The sequence below is a fragment of the Mycobacterium marinum genome, assembly GCF_003391395.1.
Lineage (GTDB): Bacteria > Actinomycetota > Actinomycetes > Mycobacteriales > Mycobacteriaceae > Mycobacterium > Mycobacterium marinum.
On the sequence record NZ_CP024190.1, the window covers coordinates 3953267 to 3971792 of the forward strand.

Genomic DNA, 18526 nt, shown 5'->3' on the forward strand with positions numbered 1-18526 from the left:
CGCCGGACGTTGTTGGGGGCCCGACGCCACCGCGCGAGCATCGGCGGCACAGTCCCGATCACCGACACAAGGAGGTTGCGCCAGTGAGCAATGCAACGTTGCCAGCAGAATCCGATGTTCTGGTTGTGGGCGCCGGACCGGCCGGCATGGTCACCGCCGCTCTGCTCGAACGGCTTGGGATGACAGTGCGGATCCTGGAGCGCTTCCCGTCCCGGCTTGCCCTGCCCAAGGCGCACGTCGTTGGCCCGGTCACCCTTGACATCTGTGTGCAAGCGGGGTTGGACGTGGACCGCATGAGCGCCGACGCGCACCCCCCGGAATGGGATCGATTCGTTCGATTCGCGACTCGGCTGTTCGGCGAACAGCTCGGCACCATCGCCTACGAGTACCAGTCCCCGGAATGGACCGCCCGGCCACGAATCAACCTCTCCCAACCGCGCTTCGAAGCGATCGTCGAAGACGATGTGCGTCAGCGCCCTGGCATCGAGTGGGTCTGCGGGCGTTGGACCGGCGCACAGGTCGACAAGGGCAAAGTGGTTTCCACCGCGACCGTCGATGACCGGCAAGTCAAGTTCAGCAGCAGGTACCTGATCGGCGCCGACGGCGCCAACAGCGCGGTCCGGGAAAGCCTCGGGATATCCATGCATACCTATGGCCAGCCCAGCCATCAGATCAACGCCCACGTGGTCGCCGATATGCGCGAGCAGCTGACCGATCATCCGGCGGTCTTGTATGCGCTGGTGGACCCGGAGGTGGCCGGCGTCGCGGTCATCCACGGCCTAGGCCAGCCCGGCCACGACAACACGATCGAGTGGATCTGCGGATCGCCTTACGACGGCGAGAACGTTCCCGAGATGGACACGATCATCGACCGGGTGCGCAAGGTTATCGGAAGTGACGATATCGGATTCGAGGTGCTCAAGCTCTCGCCCTGGGTCTTGACGGCGCGAGTGGCCGACCAATTCCAGGCCGGCCCGTGCTTCCTGATCGGCGACGCGGCACACCGGCTGCCGCCGACCGGCGGGCTGGGCATGAACACCGCCATCCAAGACGGCGCCAACCTGGCCTGGAAACTCGCCGCGGTGATCCACGGCTGGGCCGGTGAGGCCCTTTTGCAGAGCTATTCCACCGAACGCCGGCCGATAGCGATCGCGAACACGCTGCGCTCCTTGGAGAACTTCGAAATCCACATCCAGGCGTTAGCCGAGCTTGCGACGGCGGCCTTGGACGGAACCCTGCACACCATGGCTGCGGAGCGCCTCGACAACCTCGTCCAGCAGAACTCCATCGGCTTCAACAGCCCTGGGCTGCAACTGGGCTACGGCTACGGGCCCAACCAAGAGGTCGCCGATGCAACCTCATTCACCCCATCGGCCGCCGTGGGACGACGGTTGCCGCACGCTCAGGTCAAGACCGGTGCCGTGGATGTGGTGCCCATCATCGATTTGGTGGACCGAGCCGGCTTCACCGTCTTCATACAGGGCGCGGCCGACACCTGGCGAGAGGCATCCGGGGGCTCGGAGTTCCCGGTCACCATCGTGGATCTTGCGGGCGCGGTGGCCGACCAGGGGTGGCTGGAGCTGACCGGACTCGCGCACGAGGGAGCGGCGCTGGTGGTGCGCCCCGACGGACACATCGCCGCCAAAGCCGCCGGCCCGCAGTCATGGCCCGGCATCCACAGCTCATTGCGCAACCACTTGCAAACGGGTCAGCCGCTGGGAACAGAGGCGATCGCATGAGCGCGAAGTTCCGGGAGTTCGTCCCGCCCGACGACGCACCGCGCTACGCCGGTCTGGACGTGGACGCAGAAACCTACGCCGACCACGTGGGCGAGATGCTGCGTCTGGGTTTGGGGGACAACAATCCCTTCGATCTCATCGTGGAGAGGTCCAATGCACCGTTTCAGGGGGTGAGTGCCGACGGGACGATCGAGCCGGGCCTGTTCGACCTTGCTGCCGAGGGCGCACCCATCGCCGACATGGTCAAGGCGGCGAACCACTTGCTATCCACGGTGACCCCCGCCGAACGCGCCAAGCTCGTTCATCCGCTGACCTCGGTGCTGCGGCGGCGCTGGCTCAACCCGGAGTTCTACTTGTTCCGCCACGGCCTGCGCCTCGACGAGGTCACCGCCGAAACCCGAACCGCCATCTTCGATTTCCTCAAGACCACGCTGAGCGAAGCCGGCTACACCAAGGTGCGCAACTGCATGTACGTGAACGGGTTCCTCGGAACGATCATGGTGGCGCCGCTGATCATGAACGAATACAGCTACAACTTCACGCTGTTTGGCGAGCCGTCGTTGACCGAACCATGGGGCTGGCAGATGCACGGCCATCACTGCGTGCTGAACTGTCAGTTCGTCGGCGAGCAGATGGTCATGACGCCGTGTTTCTGGGGAGCCGAACCCAATGAGGTCGACCGAGGTCCGCGCCGGGGCCTGACCCTTTTCACCGACGAGGAAAACCTCGCGATGGCGCTGTTTGAGACGCTTCCCGCGCAGCTGCGTGAACGCGTCGTGCTCTATCCCAGCGCCTACGATCCCGCCGTGCCGCAAGGCAGGCTCAGTCCGTTCGACCATCTGCATCTGGGCGGGTTCAGCCAGGACAACAGGGTCATCCCCTATCAAGGAGCCCCGGCAGCGGACTTCGGCGCGGCCTCCCGCGACAAGCTCGTCGAGCTCATCGAGGTCTATCACCGACACCTGCCCGATGGTCCGAAGGCCGCACGGATGGCCGAGATCCAAAAGCAGCTCGACAGCACGCATTTCTGCTGGATCGGCGGTTCGGGCCCGGAAGATCCGTTCTACTACCGGATTCAAAACCCGGTAACCCTGATCGAGTTCGATCATCACGCCGGGGTCTTTCTCAACAACCCCACCGCCATGCGGTTCCACATCCACACGCTGGTGCGCACACCCAACGGCAACGATTACGGCATGGCTCTGGTGCGGCAATACTGCGAGGCGCACCAGCGCTCGATGGCCGGGCTGGAGCTCAATCAATAGGGCGGGCCGCAAGTCCCGTCGGAGCGACAACTTGCTTAGTGCTTCTTCAAGGTGCATACGGATTCGGGTCAAGTGCGGTCACCAACAAGAAGGGCGTTGGCCGCTCGCGTGCCTAGGCGTGATCCCATATGCGCATCAGCGGCTTGCCCGGCCGGCGGGTGCCAGGGCTTAGGGCCCCTCTCGAGCAAGCTTCTGCGGTCAGGTATGTCAGCAACGAAGAGACCGCGACGGCCCAGACGGTGACCCCAGGTACACAAGAGGTTTAGATGTTGCCACCCTGTCACAAATTCCACGCCTGGGACACGGAGCGCCTCATCGCGGCGGCCCGGTATTGGACCAACACCGCCGATCAGTAGGAAGACCTATTCCTGCAGATCCGCAACCAATCTCACAGCATCACCTGGGAAGATGCGGGCGGGGAGGCGCTATGCACCCGACCCAACGCGGACCTCGCGATCGTGAGCAGCAAAGCCGACCAACTTCGCCAAGCCAGCAAGATCGCTTGGGAAGGCGCCGGAACCATCGGTACCGCCCAACGCAGGATCATCTAGGCCGTCCAGGACGCTCGCAACGCCGGTTTCACTGCCGGAGAAGACCTCTCGGTCGCCGACACCCGAACCAGCCGCACCACCGCGGAACAGGTAGCTCGCCATGCCCAAGCCCAAGCGTTCGCGACCGACATCCGCCAACACACAACACACCGCCAACCTTCCCGGTCTTCCGCCGGGTCTTATTTCAAACACCCCAACGAAGTCGGGACAAGGATGGCTATATCCGATCACTCCAAATCAACGTGTCATATCAATCCGAGTCATGGAACCGAACGCGCAACACCCTAACGGATATTTAAACTATCTCAACAAAATGGGCCAAGAAGTTGATCCGTTCACCGGAAGGACCGTGTCAGCCACAAACCCATTTGCGCACATACCGTTGCCAAATTAATGATAGAATCTCACTACATGAGACCTGATTCAATCAGTGAACTCTATGAGCTCACCCCGGATGTCAGATTGCCGACATCCGGGCGGCCCAACCCATTAATTGATCGAGGCGCCCTCAACGAAGCCGAATTTATTGACATGCGACTTTCCCCGCAGCGCTCACGAGTCGGCGTCATCTTCGATATTCGGTGGTGCGATTCCACAAATTCGAACGCCGCCCTCCTCGTCTTGACGTGCGTCGGGAGGGTCGCTTGGTCAAACGACGCCAGTCGGCAGCATCCGTGGTACTCGACACGAGGCTATTGGATACCGGAAACCATCCCGGGGGCCGCGGCCCGCGGCGATGAGTTGTGGGCGAAAGACGCGAGTGGACCTGAAACCGCTGCTCGTATGACGGCGATGCCCCCAGTCGAAAACCAGACGGAGTACATTTTGAAATTAGACTGGCTGTCCATCCCCGGATTAACCGCTCGAATCTACATTGGACACATCGATGGGCTAGGTGATGCGCCACCGGACATGACGGACTCGTCTGACGCTGAAATAATCGCGGGATTTCCTCAATGGTCGTCGACGATGGAAGTCCATGAGTATTACACCTATACCCCCTAATAGGGCACCGCCGAGAGCGGCCAGCCCGGCCATGGCCTTCGAATCGAGCGCCCGGAACAATTAAATCATGTGAAGAAACAGGCGCCCGACGTAATTAATATTCCTGGATACGCGTTTGTGAACCGAAACTCGAATATCGTATATGCGGCGAACGATCCACCGCCGACCGATAGATGAAAAAGGATGCGTCAACCAGGTGAGGACGCTTCAGCACCCAGATGAGCGTTGGTCAGCGAAAACCACCGCCTAACTGGTGATTCCACCCAATTCCCGTGCCACCGCGTCGAATGCACGCAGCGTGTTCGCCTGTTGCTGCGGGTCGTCCTGAGAGGCCGGCCGGCTGGACAGCTTGGCGCCGACCACCTGCGCGGCGCGGTTGATGTAGATCAACTGGCCACACATGCCCACGCACAACGCGACGTTGCTGCCCGGGTAGGGAAACCACACTTGGTTGCGGTACATCCCGGCCGGCATTTTGGTGTCGTCGGGGCTGGCAGCAAATGCCTGACGCGAATCGGTACCGCCGTCGAGCGTGTCGGCGATCCACGCCGCCGGCACCACCTGCTGGCCGGTCAACGAGACACCGTCGCGCAAGAACAGCGACCCGAACCGGATCATGTCGGTAAGACAGGCGTTGATGCCGCCGTCGAATATCCCGGTGCCGGCCGGGCCGGCCGTGTCTAGCGCGATGCTGGCGTCGCATTGGGCGCCGATGCGACTCCACAGCAGATGCGACATCAGTTCGGGCATCGGCTGGCCGCCGGCGACCTCGCAGATCCAGCCGAGTACATCGGTCTCACACGAGCGATATTCGAAGGGGCCGCCGTGGGCCGACTTCTGCCGCAAGGTGAGCAGGTAGTCGCGCAATGTGGCGGGGACATCCGGATTGCGCTTGGGCGCCCACCCGATCACCTGCTCGCGCACGTGTATTTCGGCGGCCGGGTCGTCGTAGTTCTCCGAGAAGCCAACACCTGATCTCATGTCCAGCAGGTGGCGCACCGTCGCACCCGCATAGCCGCAGTTCGCCAAGGCGGGAACGTATGTCGTGACCGGCGCGTCAACGTCGATCGCACCGGCCCCAGACAGCGCGCCGACCACCGCCGCCACCAACGATTTGCTCACCGAGAACAGCAGGTGCCGCGTCTGGGGCCGCAATCCATCGAGGTACTCCTCGGCCACCAGCGCACCGCGGTGAGCCACCGCCCACCCGTCGGTGACGGTGCCGGCCATCACCGCACCAACGGTGGTCGGCGCCCCCTCGGTGTCGGTCAACTCGATGTCGGCGACCGGAGCACCGGCCGCGGGCAACGCCACGGCAGGGTTGGTCCCGCGCGAGATCAGCGCGGTCGGCATGAAGTCCTCGACATGCTGGAACGCCCAGTGCGAATACGGTGACGAGAGCCAATTGCCCAGCGAAAGACCGGCCGGGACGCCGCCGCTCACGCGCGTGCGACGAGCCGCGAGACGATCGGCGCGGCCGGCGTCAGGGGTGTCGAGGCAAAGTGCGCCTTGAGGCCCTTGACCCAGCGCTGGCAGCGCTCAGTGAGCTGGTAGTCGTCGGTCTGCAGATGCCCGCGGGTGACAAGCACACCGAGTTGGGCTCCCTCGCAACGTAAGTCGCCAGGTGCGGCGACCCGCATGTAGAACGCCTCGGACTCGTCGAGCAGCGTGGCCCAGTCGTTGCCCTGACGAGCGAAGGACACGCTGCCATCGTGGTGCAGGCGCCACACCCCGGTGCGTGGGGTTGAGGTGAACAGCTCGAGCTCCGGCGAGGTCTCCGACATGATGAGCTGACCCCAGACCTCGTCCTCGCCGTAGCCGCGTTCCCAGCGCGTGTTGATCTCCTCGATGTCGAGCTCGTATTCCACGTCCATGTATTCGAGCAGGTGGAACAGGAACAGCGGCATATCAGCGTAGGCCTCGGTGGTCAGGTTCGTCATCGGGCTGGCCCCGCTCAGGCGTGGGTTCACCTCGCCGAGGTAGAGCTCGTTTGCGTCCAGATCGTGCAACAGGTCAACCTCGAAGTAGCCGCGGTAGCCCTCGCGGCTCAGGACATCGCCCAGCTTTCGAACCATCTCGCGCGCGGCGCGCGTCTGGGCGGGCGGCAGCACCTCACGCCAGACGTCATTGCCGCACCAGGCCCCTTTGGACGGAGTCAGCTCCGGGTAACCGACCAGACTCGTCATCGCGGGGCCGATCACGGTGCCGTGGCGGGTCACGGTCCCCTCGATACACACCTCGACATTGCGGATGCGCTTCATGACCTTGATTTCCGGCTGCTCCACCAGGTCAGCGGCGCACTGGTCCCAGTCACGCTCACCGCGCACGAAGAACGTCGCACTGCCGGCGTTGCCATATGCGGCCTCGATGACCAGGTCATCTCCCAGCCCGGCGTCATGCGCCAGCGTCGATAACTCCTCGTAGGAGCCGGCCCGCCCGATCACGTGCGGCACGCTCGGCACGCCCGCCTCGTTGGCCAGGCGAGTCATGACGATCTTGGAGCCGAGCCGGTGGCGCAGCTCCGCCGGGGGATGAATGACCTCGAGCCCCGCCTGGCGCGCCAGGGCCTGGGTCTCTCCGTCCAGCATCACAAAGCAGGCCTTGCCGCCGGGCCCCCGGCGCGCGATGAACTCGAGCGTCTCGGGATCACGCAGCAGGTGGTTGCACACATCCCCCATGCCGTCGAAATCCCTGCGGTCACGCCGCCGCGGCACGAACACGCGCGAATGCGCGCCCTCGAAGGAGTCAAAGTAGGTGAGGTAGAAGAAATTTCGCACCCATCGGTCGATGCCTAGCAGGTTGAACGGCGTCGGCGAGATGAAGTAGAGCGGCAGCTTGTTGTTGTGGAAGAACGCGCGGACGTCCGAAAGACCGTTCAGCACACGGGGCGGCTTGGGCTCGGGATTACCTGCGGTCACGATCGCACCAGCCGCGGTGTCGTCGAGCCTTGAGCCCGGCGCGGGGGCGGCGGCGGTAGGGACGGTGCGGTCAGCGCGACGGCGGTGAATTCGCATACCTCCATTGGTCCAGTGTGGACCCGAAGGTGGTCGTATCGAAATGTGGGGTGCCTGAACGTCCGCCGAGCAACGGGTACATTCTCGTCTAACCAGTCCACCCGACATCACTGGCAAATTCAAGATCTGCGATGCGATGAGGCCGATCGACCCTATCCCGGGCGCAAGATCGAGCATGATCCTCAGAGAGATAGTCAAAGGAGCGGACCAATGAGCAAAGGCGATCTCGCGGTGATTCGCCACCCCAGCGGAGTATCGGTGTCCACCCTGCCCCAGGCTTTTCAGCAGACCGCGGCCGTAGCCCCGGACTCGGTGGCCATCCGCACGGTCGGAAACCAAGCCGTCCTCACCTGGCGCCAGTACGCCGATCGGGTGCGAAGGATCGCTGCCGGGTTGGCCGCTCTCGGGGTCGAACGCGGTCACACGGTGGGGATCATGCTGCGCAACCGTCCGGAGTTCCACTTGGTCGACACCGCGGTCCTGCATCTGGGCGCGATCCCGTTCTCGATCTACAACACTTCGGCTCCCGACCAGATCAAGTACCTGTTCAGCAACGCTGAGAACAAGGTCGTCTTCACCGAGAAGGACTTTCTGCCGGCCATCAATGCGGCCGTCGCCGACCTTGCTCACGTGATCGTGATCGACGCCGACGCCGACGCCGACGCCGGCATGAGCCTCGAACAGCTCGAATCCAGCGGGGCCAAAACCGATTTCAACTTCGATGCGACGTGGGAGTCCGTCCGGCCCGATGACATCGCCACCCTCATCTACACCTCGGGTACCACCGGCCCGCCCAAGGGCGTCGAGCTCACCCACGCCAATGTGATCGCCGAGTTCTCCGCGATCGTCGAGCTGCTTGGCATGCAGCCGACAGATCGGATCACCTCCTACCTGCCGCATGCACACGTCGCCGACCGCGTGACCGCGCACTACGCCAACATGGTCTTCGGAGTGCAGGTAACCGATGTCGCCGACGTCAAAGCGATCGCCGAGGCGTTACCGGACGCCCGCCCCACGTTATGGCTGGGGGTGCCCCGAGTCTGGCACAAGATCCAAGCTGGGATCGAAACCAAACTTGCCGAGGCCGGCGGAGCCAGGAAGCGGCTGGCCCTGTGGGCCATCGACACCGGCATCCGCGCTGCCCGTCAGACCTTGTCCGGCAAGTCCCTCTCCCCGGCACTGGCCATCAGCCACAAGATCGCCGACCGCCTCGTGTTGGCCAAGGTGCGTGAGGCGCTCGGCCTCGATCAACTGCGTTGGGGCGTCACCGGCGCCGCTGCCATGCCGGTCGAAACACTGGAATTCTTTTGGGGTCTAGGCATTCCCGTCTACGAAGTGTGGGGAGAATCGGAATGTGTGGGCGGCGCGACCTCCAATCGACGCGACGCCATCAAGCTCGGTTCGGTAGGTAAACCGCTGCGCGGCGTCGAGGTCAAGGTGGCCGGTGACGGCGAACTGCTGATCCGCGGACCGATCGTGATGCGCGGCTACCGGCACCAGCCAGAGAAGACCGCCGAGGCAGTCGACTCCGACGGCTGGTTGTACACCGGCGACATCGGCACCATCGATGCCCAAGGATTCGTCACCATCGTCGACCGCAAGAAGGAGTTGCTCGTCAACGAATCCGGAAAGAATCTCTCCCCCAGCAACATCGAGAGGGCGATCCAGGCCGATTGCCCCTTGATCGACCAGGTGGTCGCGTTCGGTGACGCACGTCCCTACGTGACCGCACTCGTTGTCCTCGATCGTGACACCGCCGCGGCGCAGGCCGCCGCCTTGGGCATGGCCGATCCGTCGGCGGCCGCGTTCGCCCAGAGCCGCCAGGCACGCGAAATGCTTACCGCCGCGGTCCGCGAGGGAAACTCCAAGCTCTCCCGGGTGGAACAGATCAAGCGGTTCATCATCATCGGCACCGCGTGGGATCCGGGCGGAGACGAACTCACCCCGACGATGAAACTCAAACGCAAACCCATCGCGCAGAAGTATTCGACCGAGATCGACAAGCTCTACGCCGCAACGCCCGGCCCGGAGATCGTCGACCTATCCAGGCCCGACTGACTCGCGCACTCACATGTCATCGCACTTGGTCGCAGCTTCTCGATGAAGCTGAGCAACCCACTGCGGCATCCCTTTTTCGTACCGCGCGTCGAAAAGCCCCGCGCGGAGGGCCGTTTCTACCTGCCCGATGGGCGCCGGCTTGGCTTCGCCGAGTTCGGTGACCCCGCGGGCGCGGTGGTGCTGTGGTTCCACGGCACGCCCGGCGCGCGACGCCAGTTCCCGCTGCTGTGCCGGCGTGCCGCCGAAGAATTTGGTTTGCGCGTAGTCGTCGTGGAGCGCCCCGGCTCGGGTCTCTCCGACGGTTACGCCTACACCGCGATGGACGATTGGGCCACCGACATGACTGCGGTGGCCAACGCGCTGGGCGCCGAGCGGCTTGCTGTCGTCGGCCTGTCTGGCGGCGGCCCCTATGCCCTGGCCAACGGCGCGGTAGCGCCCCTGGCGTCTCGCGTGGCCACCGTGGCGGTGTTGGGCGGAATAGTCCCGTCGGTCGGCCCCGACGCCACCGCCGACGCGGTCACCGATCTTGCCCGCCGCTTCACCCCCATCCTGGCGGCGCTGGCCGCCGCCGACGAGGTCCTCAAGTTTGTGCGCTCATCGCTTTGAGCTGCAACGACTTTGTCGACCCCTCCCGACGGCTGGGATCCAGCCCACGCGGCGCGAGCGAAATCGCCGCCCACCGTGGTATTCGCGTGTTCACGTGGGTTGGTGCCCCCGAAATTCACCCGTTGTTTCCATTCGGGCGCCATGCTCAGTCACTGAGATGGTCCCTTGCCGCGCCCGGTAGCGACAAATGCCTGCGAACTCTCACGCCGGCTGCTTACACTGCCGAGAGATTATTAGGGTCCCCTTAGCAGATGTGAGGTGTCCGGCGTGCCAACGAGGACAGATGACCCGCAGGTCGTGGTGTCGTTCCAGGACGACAGCCTGCTGATTGGCGGTGATCCTGCCGCTGTCGAGTCCTATCTGTCGCGGTTGCGCGCGATCGCCGGGCAGACCATGCGGGTCGCGGGAATCCACGGCGCCCCGCTGGCCCGCGCGGCGGGCAAGCTCACCGGGGTGACCGCGGTGCTCACCAACTGCGACAAATACGTTCAGTTGCATCCCGACAGCCTGAGCGCGTTGCGGATCGGCAACCTCGTTCCCAGCTCGGCGGGCTTCTATTGGATGACGGCACCGGCTGGGGCCGGCCAGTTTCTGGCGCAGTTGCAGTGGCGGCCGGCGGGGCTCGGCCCGGAAGCGATGGTTTCGGCGCAGATGATCGCGGTGCAGATGGCGTTGAAGTCCGCGATTGCTCAGGTCGAAGACGCGGTCCGTCGGGTAGAAGACAAGGTCGAAGCGGTGCTCGAAGTCGCCAGAGCACAACGTGCCGGCGACGTTCTGGGTAACAGCCTGAGCATTTCGCGGATGGTTGAGTCGCTGGAGAAGTACGGGTCGCTGCCCGATGCCTACTGGGATTCGGTGGCAGCTCTGGGCCCCGCGCTCAATGTCACAGCCGAACAACTGCGCAACCACGTCAGGCGCGCGCTGGCGTGTTTCGCTGACGACCTGCCCGTGCAGCAGCGTGCGGCAAAGCTGCGCAACGCCGTCGACGACAACCGGCTTGGTGATGCGTTGAGCCTGTTGGTGATCGCCGAGGAGTCGCTGCACAAGTGGCAGCGTCTGAGCCTGGCCCGAATCGAGTCGACGCAACCACAGCAGTTGCTACGAGCGATCGACGAAGCCCGCGAGCTCGTCGACCACCATCTGCGCGAAGATGTCCGCATCTATCAGGACGCCAAGGACATTATGGACCGGTTCGCGAAGCTAGAGGCGATCGACGGCTTCCGTTTCCTGGCGGTGCGCGAGCTGGCCAAACAGCGCCTAGCCCTGCGCGACGAGCTCGACAGTTTCGCGAGAGCCCGCCACCAACAGGCCGCGATGTGGGAGGACTTCCACGTTCCGAGTGTGCTCGATGCGGCATTTGCCACCATCGAAGTCGCGGCGGGCACCACCAACCGGGCCCTGGTGGCCGTCGGTCGGGGGCTCGTCGGCCTGGGTGCGCAGCTGACCGAGCCGCTACGGGGCAACAGACGCGGCGAGCAGGGACCAGTCATACAGCGCGACAAAGACGCTGAATCCGCGATAGACGGCGCCGGTCTGCAGGAATCCGATCCGGCCTGCTGAGCAGGCGGCGCCGGTAGCCGACACCACTTTCTGTGGGACGAATGGCTCCCCGGAAATGGGCCCAAAGACCCGTTCGGCCGGTTTCGCCACGCGATAGCGTGATCGGTTTACGGCCAACAGAATCCGGTTGCCGGTGCCGGCTGAGCGGGAGCGTGCGGTGAGGCAGGACACGACAAGCACATCGCCCGTTCGGCGGGCCGCGATCCAGGTGCTGGCCGGCGCGGGGCTGCTACTGGTTGTGCTCGAGGGGTTCTTGATCGTCTCCTTTCGGTTACGTCTGCGCCCAGCGATCAACGCAATCCGGCGCTTCAACAGGGCCGTGCTCAACCCGGCCATGTTGACGATGGCAGGGTCCGCACACTGGTATGCCTCGGTGATCCATCATCAGGGCCGCACAACGGGGCGGACCTACGCGACGCCCGTCGTCGCGGAGCGTGTTGGTGACCAGTTCTACATCCCGCTCCCCTACGGCCGGACGGACTGGTGCGCCAATGTCACGGCGGCCGGCGAGTGCACCGTCGAGCACAAGGGCCGGCGCTACCGCACCACAGCGCCGGCGGTCATCGGGTTCGCGGTCGCGGCCCCGTTCATCTCGGCGCGGTCACGCCGAACGTTCCGCCTCTACAAGGTGCGTTCCTTTCTTCGCCTCGACATCACCGACAAGGCGTGAGCCACCGGGAAAGTTTCTCCAGTGTGGTCAGCCTGATCGCAAGCCTGCGAACATCTCGTTGTGGGCCTGTGGTCGGATTAGTGTGGGGTGAGGCGCCCTCGCCGGTGCCGCCGCGGTGCCGCGAGGGCAATGCAGTAATGCTGCGCTGAGCACTGGGGAACGCGATGAACCAGCAGGATTCGCCGAGTACTTGCTACCGCACGGAGCCCGTTGACGCCCAGGCATTTACCGCGCACTTCGATCGCCTGTACACGCGACTGGCCCGCCCCTACGACCTCGCGGTCAAGCTGCTGCCCGTGTGGCGGCATTGGATCAGTGCAGCGCTCCCGCACATCCGCGGCCCGCGCGTCCTGGAGGTCTCTTTCGGCACTGGTTGGCTGCTCACCCGCTATGCGAACAACTTTGACACCTACGGGGTGGACCTCAATCGCCGCATGGTCGCAATCGCGCGGCGCAATCTGCGCCGCGCGGGTGTGAGCGCCGACTTGTCCCAGGCAAACGTCGAGGCACTGCCCTATCCGGACGGCCAGTTCGACACCGTCGTCAACACCATGTCCTTCAGTGGTTATCCCAACGGTGCACGGGCGATGACCCAACTGCATCGTGTGCTGCGCCGACAAGGCCGGCTGGTCTTGATCGACGTTGGCTATCCCCAAGACGGCAATCGCCTGGGCACTGCGCTGGCCGGTATGTGGCAACGGGCCGGTGACGTGATTCGTGACATGCCAACGCTGTTGGATGACCTCGGCTTCGAGGTCCAGCACGAGCAGATCGGCGGTTTCGGCAGCGTCCATCTCTACCTTGCGACAAAACTATGACGACGCCACCGCTCACGTCATCGCCGGTCCGGACCAGCCACGCCGGTAGAGTTCGGCAGGTGAACGCGCCGTCGGTGCTAGAGGCGACACTGCTGGCCGCTTGCGCGCAGCTCCGCGACGAGCCGTCGTCGACATCAACGGGAAAGAACCGGTCGGGTATGGCAGCCCCGGCATGCGGCATCGAATCGCACACCGGCCCCGATCGTCGGATCCAAGCGCAAGGCGGGATATGGAATCAGAGCTGAGAGCGCGCTGTTGTGTCGCCGGCGGCGGGCCGGCGGGCATGATGCTGGGCTACCTGCTGGCCCGGGCCGGGGTCGACGTCATCGTGCTGGAAAAGCATGCAGACTTTCTGCGGGATTTCCGCGGCGACACCATCCACCCGTCAACTCTCGAGGTCATGAACGAGCTTGGGCTCTATGACCAGCTGTTGCAGCGGCCGCATCAGCCGACACCGACGCTGAACGCTCAATTCGGCAGCTTCCGAGCACTGGTCGCCGATTTCCGCCACTTGCCGGTTCGCGGAAAGTTCGTCGCGATGATGCCGCAGTGGGACTTCCTGGATTTCATCGCGAAAGAGGCACAACGCTTTTCGTCTTTCCGGCTGCTGATGCGGGCCGAAGTCACGAAACTGATCGAGGAGCCCAACCGCGTCACCGGCGTAGTCGTGAATACCCCCGACGGTGAACAGAAGATCCACAGCGACCTCGTGATCGGCTGCGACGGACGGACCTCCACCGTGCGCGCCCAAGCGGGCTTGCAGGTGCTGAGCCTGGGTGCGCCGATGGATGTTCTGTGGTTCCGGATGTCGCGCCGGCCCGGCGACCCGGAGGAATCCATGGGGAATTTCGGTCGCGGCGCCATCCTGGTGTTGATCAACCGGGGCGACTACTGGCAATGCGGTTTCGTAATCGCCAAGGGGTCCATCGAACAAGCGCGTCGCCATGGGGTTGAGTTCTTTCGCGAAGAGATCGTGAAGATGGCGCCCTTCGTCAAGGACCGAGTCGCGGAAATCACCGACTTCGACGATCTGCGGCTGTTGACCGTCTCGGTCGACCGCCTCAAGCAATGGCATCGGCCGGGATTGCTCTGCATCGGCGACGCCGCCCACGCGATGTCACCGATCGGCGGAGTTGGGATCAACCTGGCCATCCAGGACGCGGTCGCGGCGGCCAATCTACTGATCTCGCCGTTACGTCGCGGCCAGGTGAGCGATGCCGATCTGCAGCGTGTGCAGGCACGGCGCGAGTTGCCGACCCGCGCTACCCAGGCGGTCCAGGTGTTTCTCCAAAAGAACGTTGTCACCGCAGTATTGGGTACTTCGCAACAGTTCAAGGCGCCGCTGCCAGTGCGACTGATCCGGCGGCTCCCGTTGCTCGCCCGCATTCCCGCCCGCCTGATCGGCATGGGAGTGCGCCCCGAGCATCCCGACCTGGCGGTGATTGACAAGCCAGGGCCGACATAGCGCATAGGGTGGGCAAGGAGGACAACCGTGGCGCTTTCCCTGAGCCAGGCCCGTTCGGTCTACGACAGGATCGGACGCATTCAGGACTGGCAGGCCTTCTATGAGGATGAGACGCTCGACCGGCTCGTGGCCAATGCGGCCCTGGCGCCCGGCCAGACGATCTTTGAATTCGGCTGCGGAACAGGAAAATTGGCTGCGAACCTGCTGGCTGAGCTGCCGGCCAGTGTCAACTATGTCGGCGTCGATATCAGCCCGGTGATGATCAATCTCGCCACCAGTCGGCTCGCCCCCTGGGCCGACCGGGCCAAGGTGACCCTTGTCGATGGCTCACTGCCACTGCCTGCCGGCGACGGGTCCGCGGACCGGGTGCTGTCCACATTTGTGTTCGACCTGCTCGATGAGGCGTATGCGCGGGCGGTGCTGGACGACTTGCGACGAATCCTGACTTCCGACGGCCTGTTGTGCGTGGCCAGTCTCTCCTACGGGGAGCGGCCGCTGGAACGGGTCGCCTGTCGCGCCTGGAACGGCCTGTGGCGCGTTGCGCCACAACTTGTCGGCGGATGCCGTCCGATCAGTGTGAGCGCGCTGCTAGACCCCGGATGGAAGCTGGCGCATCACTCGCACGTACACCGCTTCGGGCTCGTGATGGAGGTCGTGATCGCCAGCCCCGACACTTCCCAGCCATGACCGCGTGCTTGCCCCCTGCGGTCAGCCCGCCGGCGCCAGTTCGCGCACCACGTCGAGCTTGAGGAACTCCGGCGCCTTGAGCACCCGGCGAAGCATGAACCGGATGAACGCCGGCATATCGGTCGCGTCCTCGTCACGGAAGACCACGGGGTCGCCCAGCTGATAACGACGCCGCCTGGTCTCCAGTTCGCAGCCACCAGCGGCGAGGACATTCTTCACCCAGTCCGAGCTGGTGCCGTAGGTCAAAGCGATGACAAATCCGTTGCGCCGGTGAAAGGCCCACAGCGGGGTGCGGAACGTGCGGCCCGACTTGCGCCCGCGATGGACCACGACGGCCCACCCTGGGGCCCATGGGGCGACGTACTTGGTGAACCGATTGAGACTGATCTTGTTGGCCTTGGCGACCCAGCGTGGTGCCGGCATTTTGAAAAACTCCTCACTCGTGGAATTAATGCTATTACGCTAACGCTGGCGGCCCAAAAAGTCAACGACTGTAGAATTTCAGGACTATGCCCCCAATGGGACGACGTCGAGGTAACCCCGACACCCGCAACGCGATCGTCACGACCGCTCGGCGGCTGTTCGCCGAGTCGGGCTACGAACAGACCTCGGTCCGTGACATCGCCTCCGCGGCCGGGGTGGACCCGGCGCTGATCCGGCATTACTTCGGCAGCAAGGCGGAACTCTTCCGGTCCATCGTGGGATGGCCGTTCGAAGCGGATGCGATGAGTGCGCTCATTCTCAGCGGCGATCGTGACGAACTCGGGGCGCGGCTCACCCGGGTGTTCTTGGAGGCTTGGGAGCGGCCGGAATCACGCGCCCCGTTGCTGGCGATCCTGCGCGGTGCGGCCACCCATGAAGAGTCCACCACCCTGGTCCGGCAGTTCTTTCAGGACCAGATGTACCCGCAGTTGGCCCAACCGTTGCCAGGCCCCGATACCGAACTGCGGATCGACCTGGCCATGGCCCAGCTGCTCGGCATCGCCTACCTGCGCCACGTTCTTCGGCTGGAGCCTATTGCCTCCACGCCGCTGGAAGAGGTGGTTGCCCGGGTCACGCCCACCATCATCGCCCACCTCGAGCCATCGCAACTGGACAAAGCCGCGGACCGCTAGCTGCGAATGTGCGGCGGCGCGGCGCATCGAAATGCCTGCGACTGCGATTGCTGCCGCGTTATGGTCGGGCCAGTTGCTGGCCGCTTGCAGTGGGAGGCCTTGTTGGAGGGAACGTCGTTCGGGAAGTACCGGCTGCTCGAATTGCTGGGCCGCGGCGGTATGGGCGAGGTGTGGCGGGCCTATGACCCGGTCACCGACCGGGTTGTCGCAGTCAAGATCCTGCCTGCCGAGATCTCCGACGACGAGGTGTTTCAGCAGCGGTTCCGCCGCGAAGCACATGTGGCCGCGCGATTGAACAGCCCGCATCTGATCCCGATCCATACCTATGGGGAAATCGACGGACGGCTGTTCGTGGACATGCGGTTGATCGAGGGCCACGACCTGCAATCGGTGCTGAGCCGCGGACCGCTGCCCCCCGCCCGCGCCGTGCACATCATCGACCAGGTTGCTAAGGCACTAAACGCCGCCCACCGGGACGGGCTACTGCACCGGGACGTCAAGCCGTCCAACATTTTGCTCGATGACGACGACTTCGCCTATCTGATCGATTTTGGAATCGCACGTGCGCCAGGAGAACTGGGCTTGACCGCGGCCGGCGATGTGATCGGCACCTGCCACTACATAGCCCCGGAACGATTCAACCTGGCACAGATCGACGCCCGCGCCGACATCTACTCGCTAGCCTGCGTGCTCTACGAGTGTTTGACCGCGCAGCATCCGTTTCCCGGCAATACCGTCGACCAACAGATCAGCAGTCACCTCGAGGCCCCGCCGCCACGGCCGTCGCGCATCAAACCCGGGCTGCCCGCCGGCCTGGATACGGTCATCGCCAAGGGCATGGCCAAGAATCCCGCCGATCGCTACGAGACCGCGGTGGCGTTGGCGCGCGCCGCCCGCGAGGCGCTCACCGCGCCTCCATCGGGGCCGCCTATGCGCCCTCGGACACCGAACGCCAGCGTTGCCGACGGCCGCCCCGACGGTGTCGCCGGCCCGGGCCAACCGGATACCTCCACCGCAACAACCGTCCCGCGACGGCTGCGACATCCGTCGCCACCGCGCGAACCCACCGCCGGGCGGCCAGCCGAGCAGCCACGATCACCGTCACGGCCCTGGTGGCGCCGCAAGGCGGTCGCTATCTCGGCCGCTGCCCTGCTTGTCGTCGCGGCGACCGTTGCCGCCGTGATCACCGTGACCACGTTGCATTCGGGAGAGCAGCGATTCCACCAGGTGACGCTGCCGTTCACCGGATTGCGTGACCCGCAGGGTTTGTCGGTGGATTATGGCGGCACGGTCTACGTCGGTGACACTCTGCACAATCGGATACTGGCGTTGTCCGCCGGCTCAACCACCCCGGCCGTGCTGCCTTTCGAAGGCCTCAGCTATCCGACCGGGGTGACCGCAGACAACAGCGGCACCGTGTATGTAAACGACGCCGGCAATCGGCGGGTCCTGGTGCTTCGCGCCGGAACATCAACCCAAATCACGCTTCCCTTCACGGATCTGGGCAATCCGACGGGTCTTACGGTGGACAGCAGCCGCACCGTTTATGTCACCGACACGGCCAAGAACCGAGTGGTAGCGCTTCCGGCCGGCTCCAACATGCAAACCCAACTGCCCTTTACCGGTCTTAATAGTCCGACCGGCCTGGTGGTCAACGGCAGCGGCACCGTCTACGTGGCCGACGGCGGCAACAACCGAGTGCTGGCGCTGCCCGCAGGATCGAAAAGGCAAATAGCGCTGCCCTTTACCGGCCTCAACCAGCCCGGCGGCGTCACGCTCGACAACGAGGGCGCGGTGTATGTCACCGATAGCGGCAACAATCGGACGCTCAAACTGCCGGCGGGTTCCACGACGCAAATCGAGCTGCCCTTCACCGGACTCGATTTTCCGTGGGGTCTGGCTGTTGACAACATAGGCACCGTTTATGTCGGTAGCCGCAGCAGCCAGATAGTCGCGCTGCGCCAGAAGTAGCG

Annotated in this window: 13 protein-coding genes and 2 pseudogenes; 12 read left to right on the top strand and 3 right to left on the bottom strand. The window is 64.4% G+C overall.

Going from position 1 to position 18526, the window contains the following annotated elements; all coding sequences use genetic code 11:
- Positions 1 to 83 precede the first annotated feature (83 nt).
- From CCUG20998_RS16370 to CCUG20998_RS28565, 3 genes and pseudogenes are all read left to right on the top strand, one after another.
- Positions 84 to 1739, top strand: a complete 1656-nt coding sequence (locus CCUG20998_RS16370) for an FAD-dependent monooxygenase (protein WP_020730585.1) — start codon at positions 84 to 86, stop codon at positions 1737 to 1739.
- 95 nt (positions 1740 to 1834) lie between these two features.
- A complete protein-coding gene (locus CCUG20998_RS16375; protein WP_240642857.1) occupies positions 1835 to 3004 on the top strand; it encodes a DUF3500 domain-containing protein in 1170 nt (389 codons plus the stop codon).
- A gap of 277 nt (positions 3005 to 3281) precedes the next feature.
- A pseudogene (locus tag CCUG20998_RS28565) lies at positions 3282 to 3696 on the top strand (hypothetical protein); the annotation flags it as partial.
- A gap of 1110 nt (positions 3697 to 4806) precedes the next feature.
- Here CCUG20998_RS28565 and CCUG20998_RS16390 read toward each other — a convergent pair.
- Together CCUG20998_RS16390 and CCUG20998_RS16395 are read right to left on the bottom strand one after the other, a co-directional pair.
- The gene (locus CCUG20998_RS16390; RefSeq protein ID WP_020730582.1) at positions 4807 to 6003 is read right to left on the bottom strand and encodes a serine hydrolase domain-containing protein; all 1197 of its coding nucleotides are present in this window, start codon (positions 6001 to 6003) and stop codon (positions 4807 to 4809) included.
- A complete protein-coding gene (locus CCUG20998_RS16395; RefSeq protein WP_020725728.1) occupies positions 6000 to 7478 on the bottom strand; it encodes a biotin carboxylase in 1479 nt (492 codons plus the stop codon). The genes CCUG20998_RS16390 and CCUG20998_RS16395 overlap by 4 nt, the downstream gene beginning before the upstream one ends.
- A 306-nt stretch (positions 7479 to 7784) precedes the next feature.
- Between CCUG20998_RS16395 and CCUG20998_RS16400 the strand changes: the two genes are divergently transcribed.
- From CCUG20998_RS16400 to CCUG20998_RS16435, 7 genes and pseudogenes are all read left to right on the top strand, one after another.
- Positions 7785 to 9632 (top strand): AMP-dependent synthetase/ligase, encoded by a 1848-nt coding sequence (locus CCUG20998_RS16400; RefSeq protein ID WP_020730580.1) that lies wholly within the window; start codon positions 7785 to 7787, stop codon positions 9630 to 9632.
- Between the two features lie 42 nt (positions 9633 to 9674).
- Positions 9675 to 10193, top strand: a pseudogene (locus CCUG20998_RS16405) (alpha/beta fold hydrolase); the annotation flags it as partial.
- 312 nt (positions 10194 to 10505) lie between these two features.
- Complete coding sequence (locus tag CCUG20998_RS16410; protein WP_036456638.1) at positions 10506 to 11798, top strand: hypothetical protein; 1293 nt, start codon at positions 10506 to 10508, stop codon at positions 11796 to 11798.
- 157 nt (positions 11799 to 11955) lie between these two features.
- The gene (locus tag CCUG20998_RS16415; protein WP_020730577.1) at positions 11956 to 12468 is read left to right on the top strand and encodes a nitroreductase/quinone reductase family protein; all 513 of its coding nucleotides are present in this window, start codon (positions 11956 to 11958) and stop codon (positions 12466 to 12468) included.
- 164 nt (positions 12469 to 12632) lie between these two features.
- A complete protein-coding gene (locus tag CCUG20998_RS16420; RefSeq protein WP_020730576.1) occupies positions 12633 to 13286 on the top strand; it encodes a class I SAM-dependent methyltransferase in 654 nt (217 codons plus the stop codon).
- A gap of 229 nt (positions 13287 to 13515) precedes the next feature.
- Positions 13516 to 14751 carry an FAD-dependent oxidoreductase gene (locus tag CCUG20998_RS16430; protein ID WP_036456368.1) on the top strand — a complete coding sequence of 412 codons (1236 nt, stop codon included), beginning with the start codon at positions 13516 to 13518 and terminating at the stop codon, positions 14749 to 14751.
- A 27-nt stretch (positions 14752 to 14778) separates the two neighbouring features.
- Positions 14779 to 15438, top strand: a complete 660-nt coding sequence (locus tag CCUG20998_RS16435; protein WP_020730574.1) for a class I SAM-dependent methyltransferase — start codon at positions 14779 to 14781, stop codon at positions 15436 to 15438.
- Between the two features lie 21 nt (positions 15439 to 15459).
- On the opposite strand, the gene CCUG20998_RS16440 is transcribed toward CCUG20998_RS16435, so the two are convergent.
- A complete protein-coding gene (locus CCUG20998_RS16440; RefSeq protein WP_012395039.1) occupies positions 15460 to 15861 on the bottom strand; it encodes a nitroreductase family deazaflavin-dependent oxidoreductase in 402 nt (133 codons plus the stop codon).
- 95 nt (positions 15862 to 15956) lie between these two features.
- On the opposite strand from CCUG20998_RS16440, the gene CCUG20998_RS16445 reads away from it, so the two are divergent.
- Positions 15957 to 16553 (top strand): TetR/AcrR family transcriptional regulator, encoded by a 597-nt coding sequence (locus tag CCUG20998_RS16445; RefSeq protein WP_020730573.1) that lies wholly within the window; start codon positions 15957 to 15959, stop codon positions 16551 to 16553.
- 102 nt (positions 16554 to 16655) lie between these two features.
- Positions 16656 to 18524, top strand: a complete 1869-nt coding sequence (locus tag CCUG20998_RS16450; protein ID WP_020730572.1) for a serine/threonine-protein kinase PknD — start codon at positions 16656 to 16658, stop codon at positions 18522 to 18524.
- The last annotated feature ends 2 nt before the right edge of the window (positions 18525 to 18526 follow it).

Excerpts from the sequence above, each read along its gene's own strand:
- CCUG20998_RS16375 (WP_240642857.1), top strand. The coding sequence starts at position 1,835 with ATGCTGCGTCTGGGTTTGGGGGACAACAATCCCTTCGATCTCATCGTG.
- CCUG20998_RS16420 (WP_020730576.1), top strand. The coding sequence starts at position 12,633 with ATGAACCAGCAGGATTCGCCGAGTACTTGCTACCGCACGGAGCCCGTT.
- CCUG20998_RS16400 (WP_020730580.1), top strand. The coding sequence starts at position 7,785 with ATGAGCAAAGGCGATCTCGCGGTGATTCGCCACCCCAGCGGAGTATCG.
- CCUG20998_RS16430 (WP_036456368.1), top strand. The coding sequence starts at position 13,516 with ATGGAATCAGAGCTGAGAGCGCGCTGTTGTGTCGCCGGCGGCGGGCCG.
- CCUG20998_RS16440 (WP_012395039.1), bottom strand. The coding sequence starts at position 15,861 with ATGCCGGCACCACGCTGGGTCGCCAAGGCCAACAAGATCAGTCTCAAT.
- CCUG20998_RS16445 (WP_020730573.1), top strand. The coding sequence starts at position 15,957 with ATGGGACGACGTCGAGGTAACCCCGACACCCGCAACGCGATCGTCACG.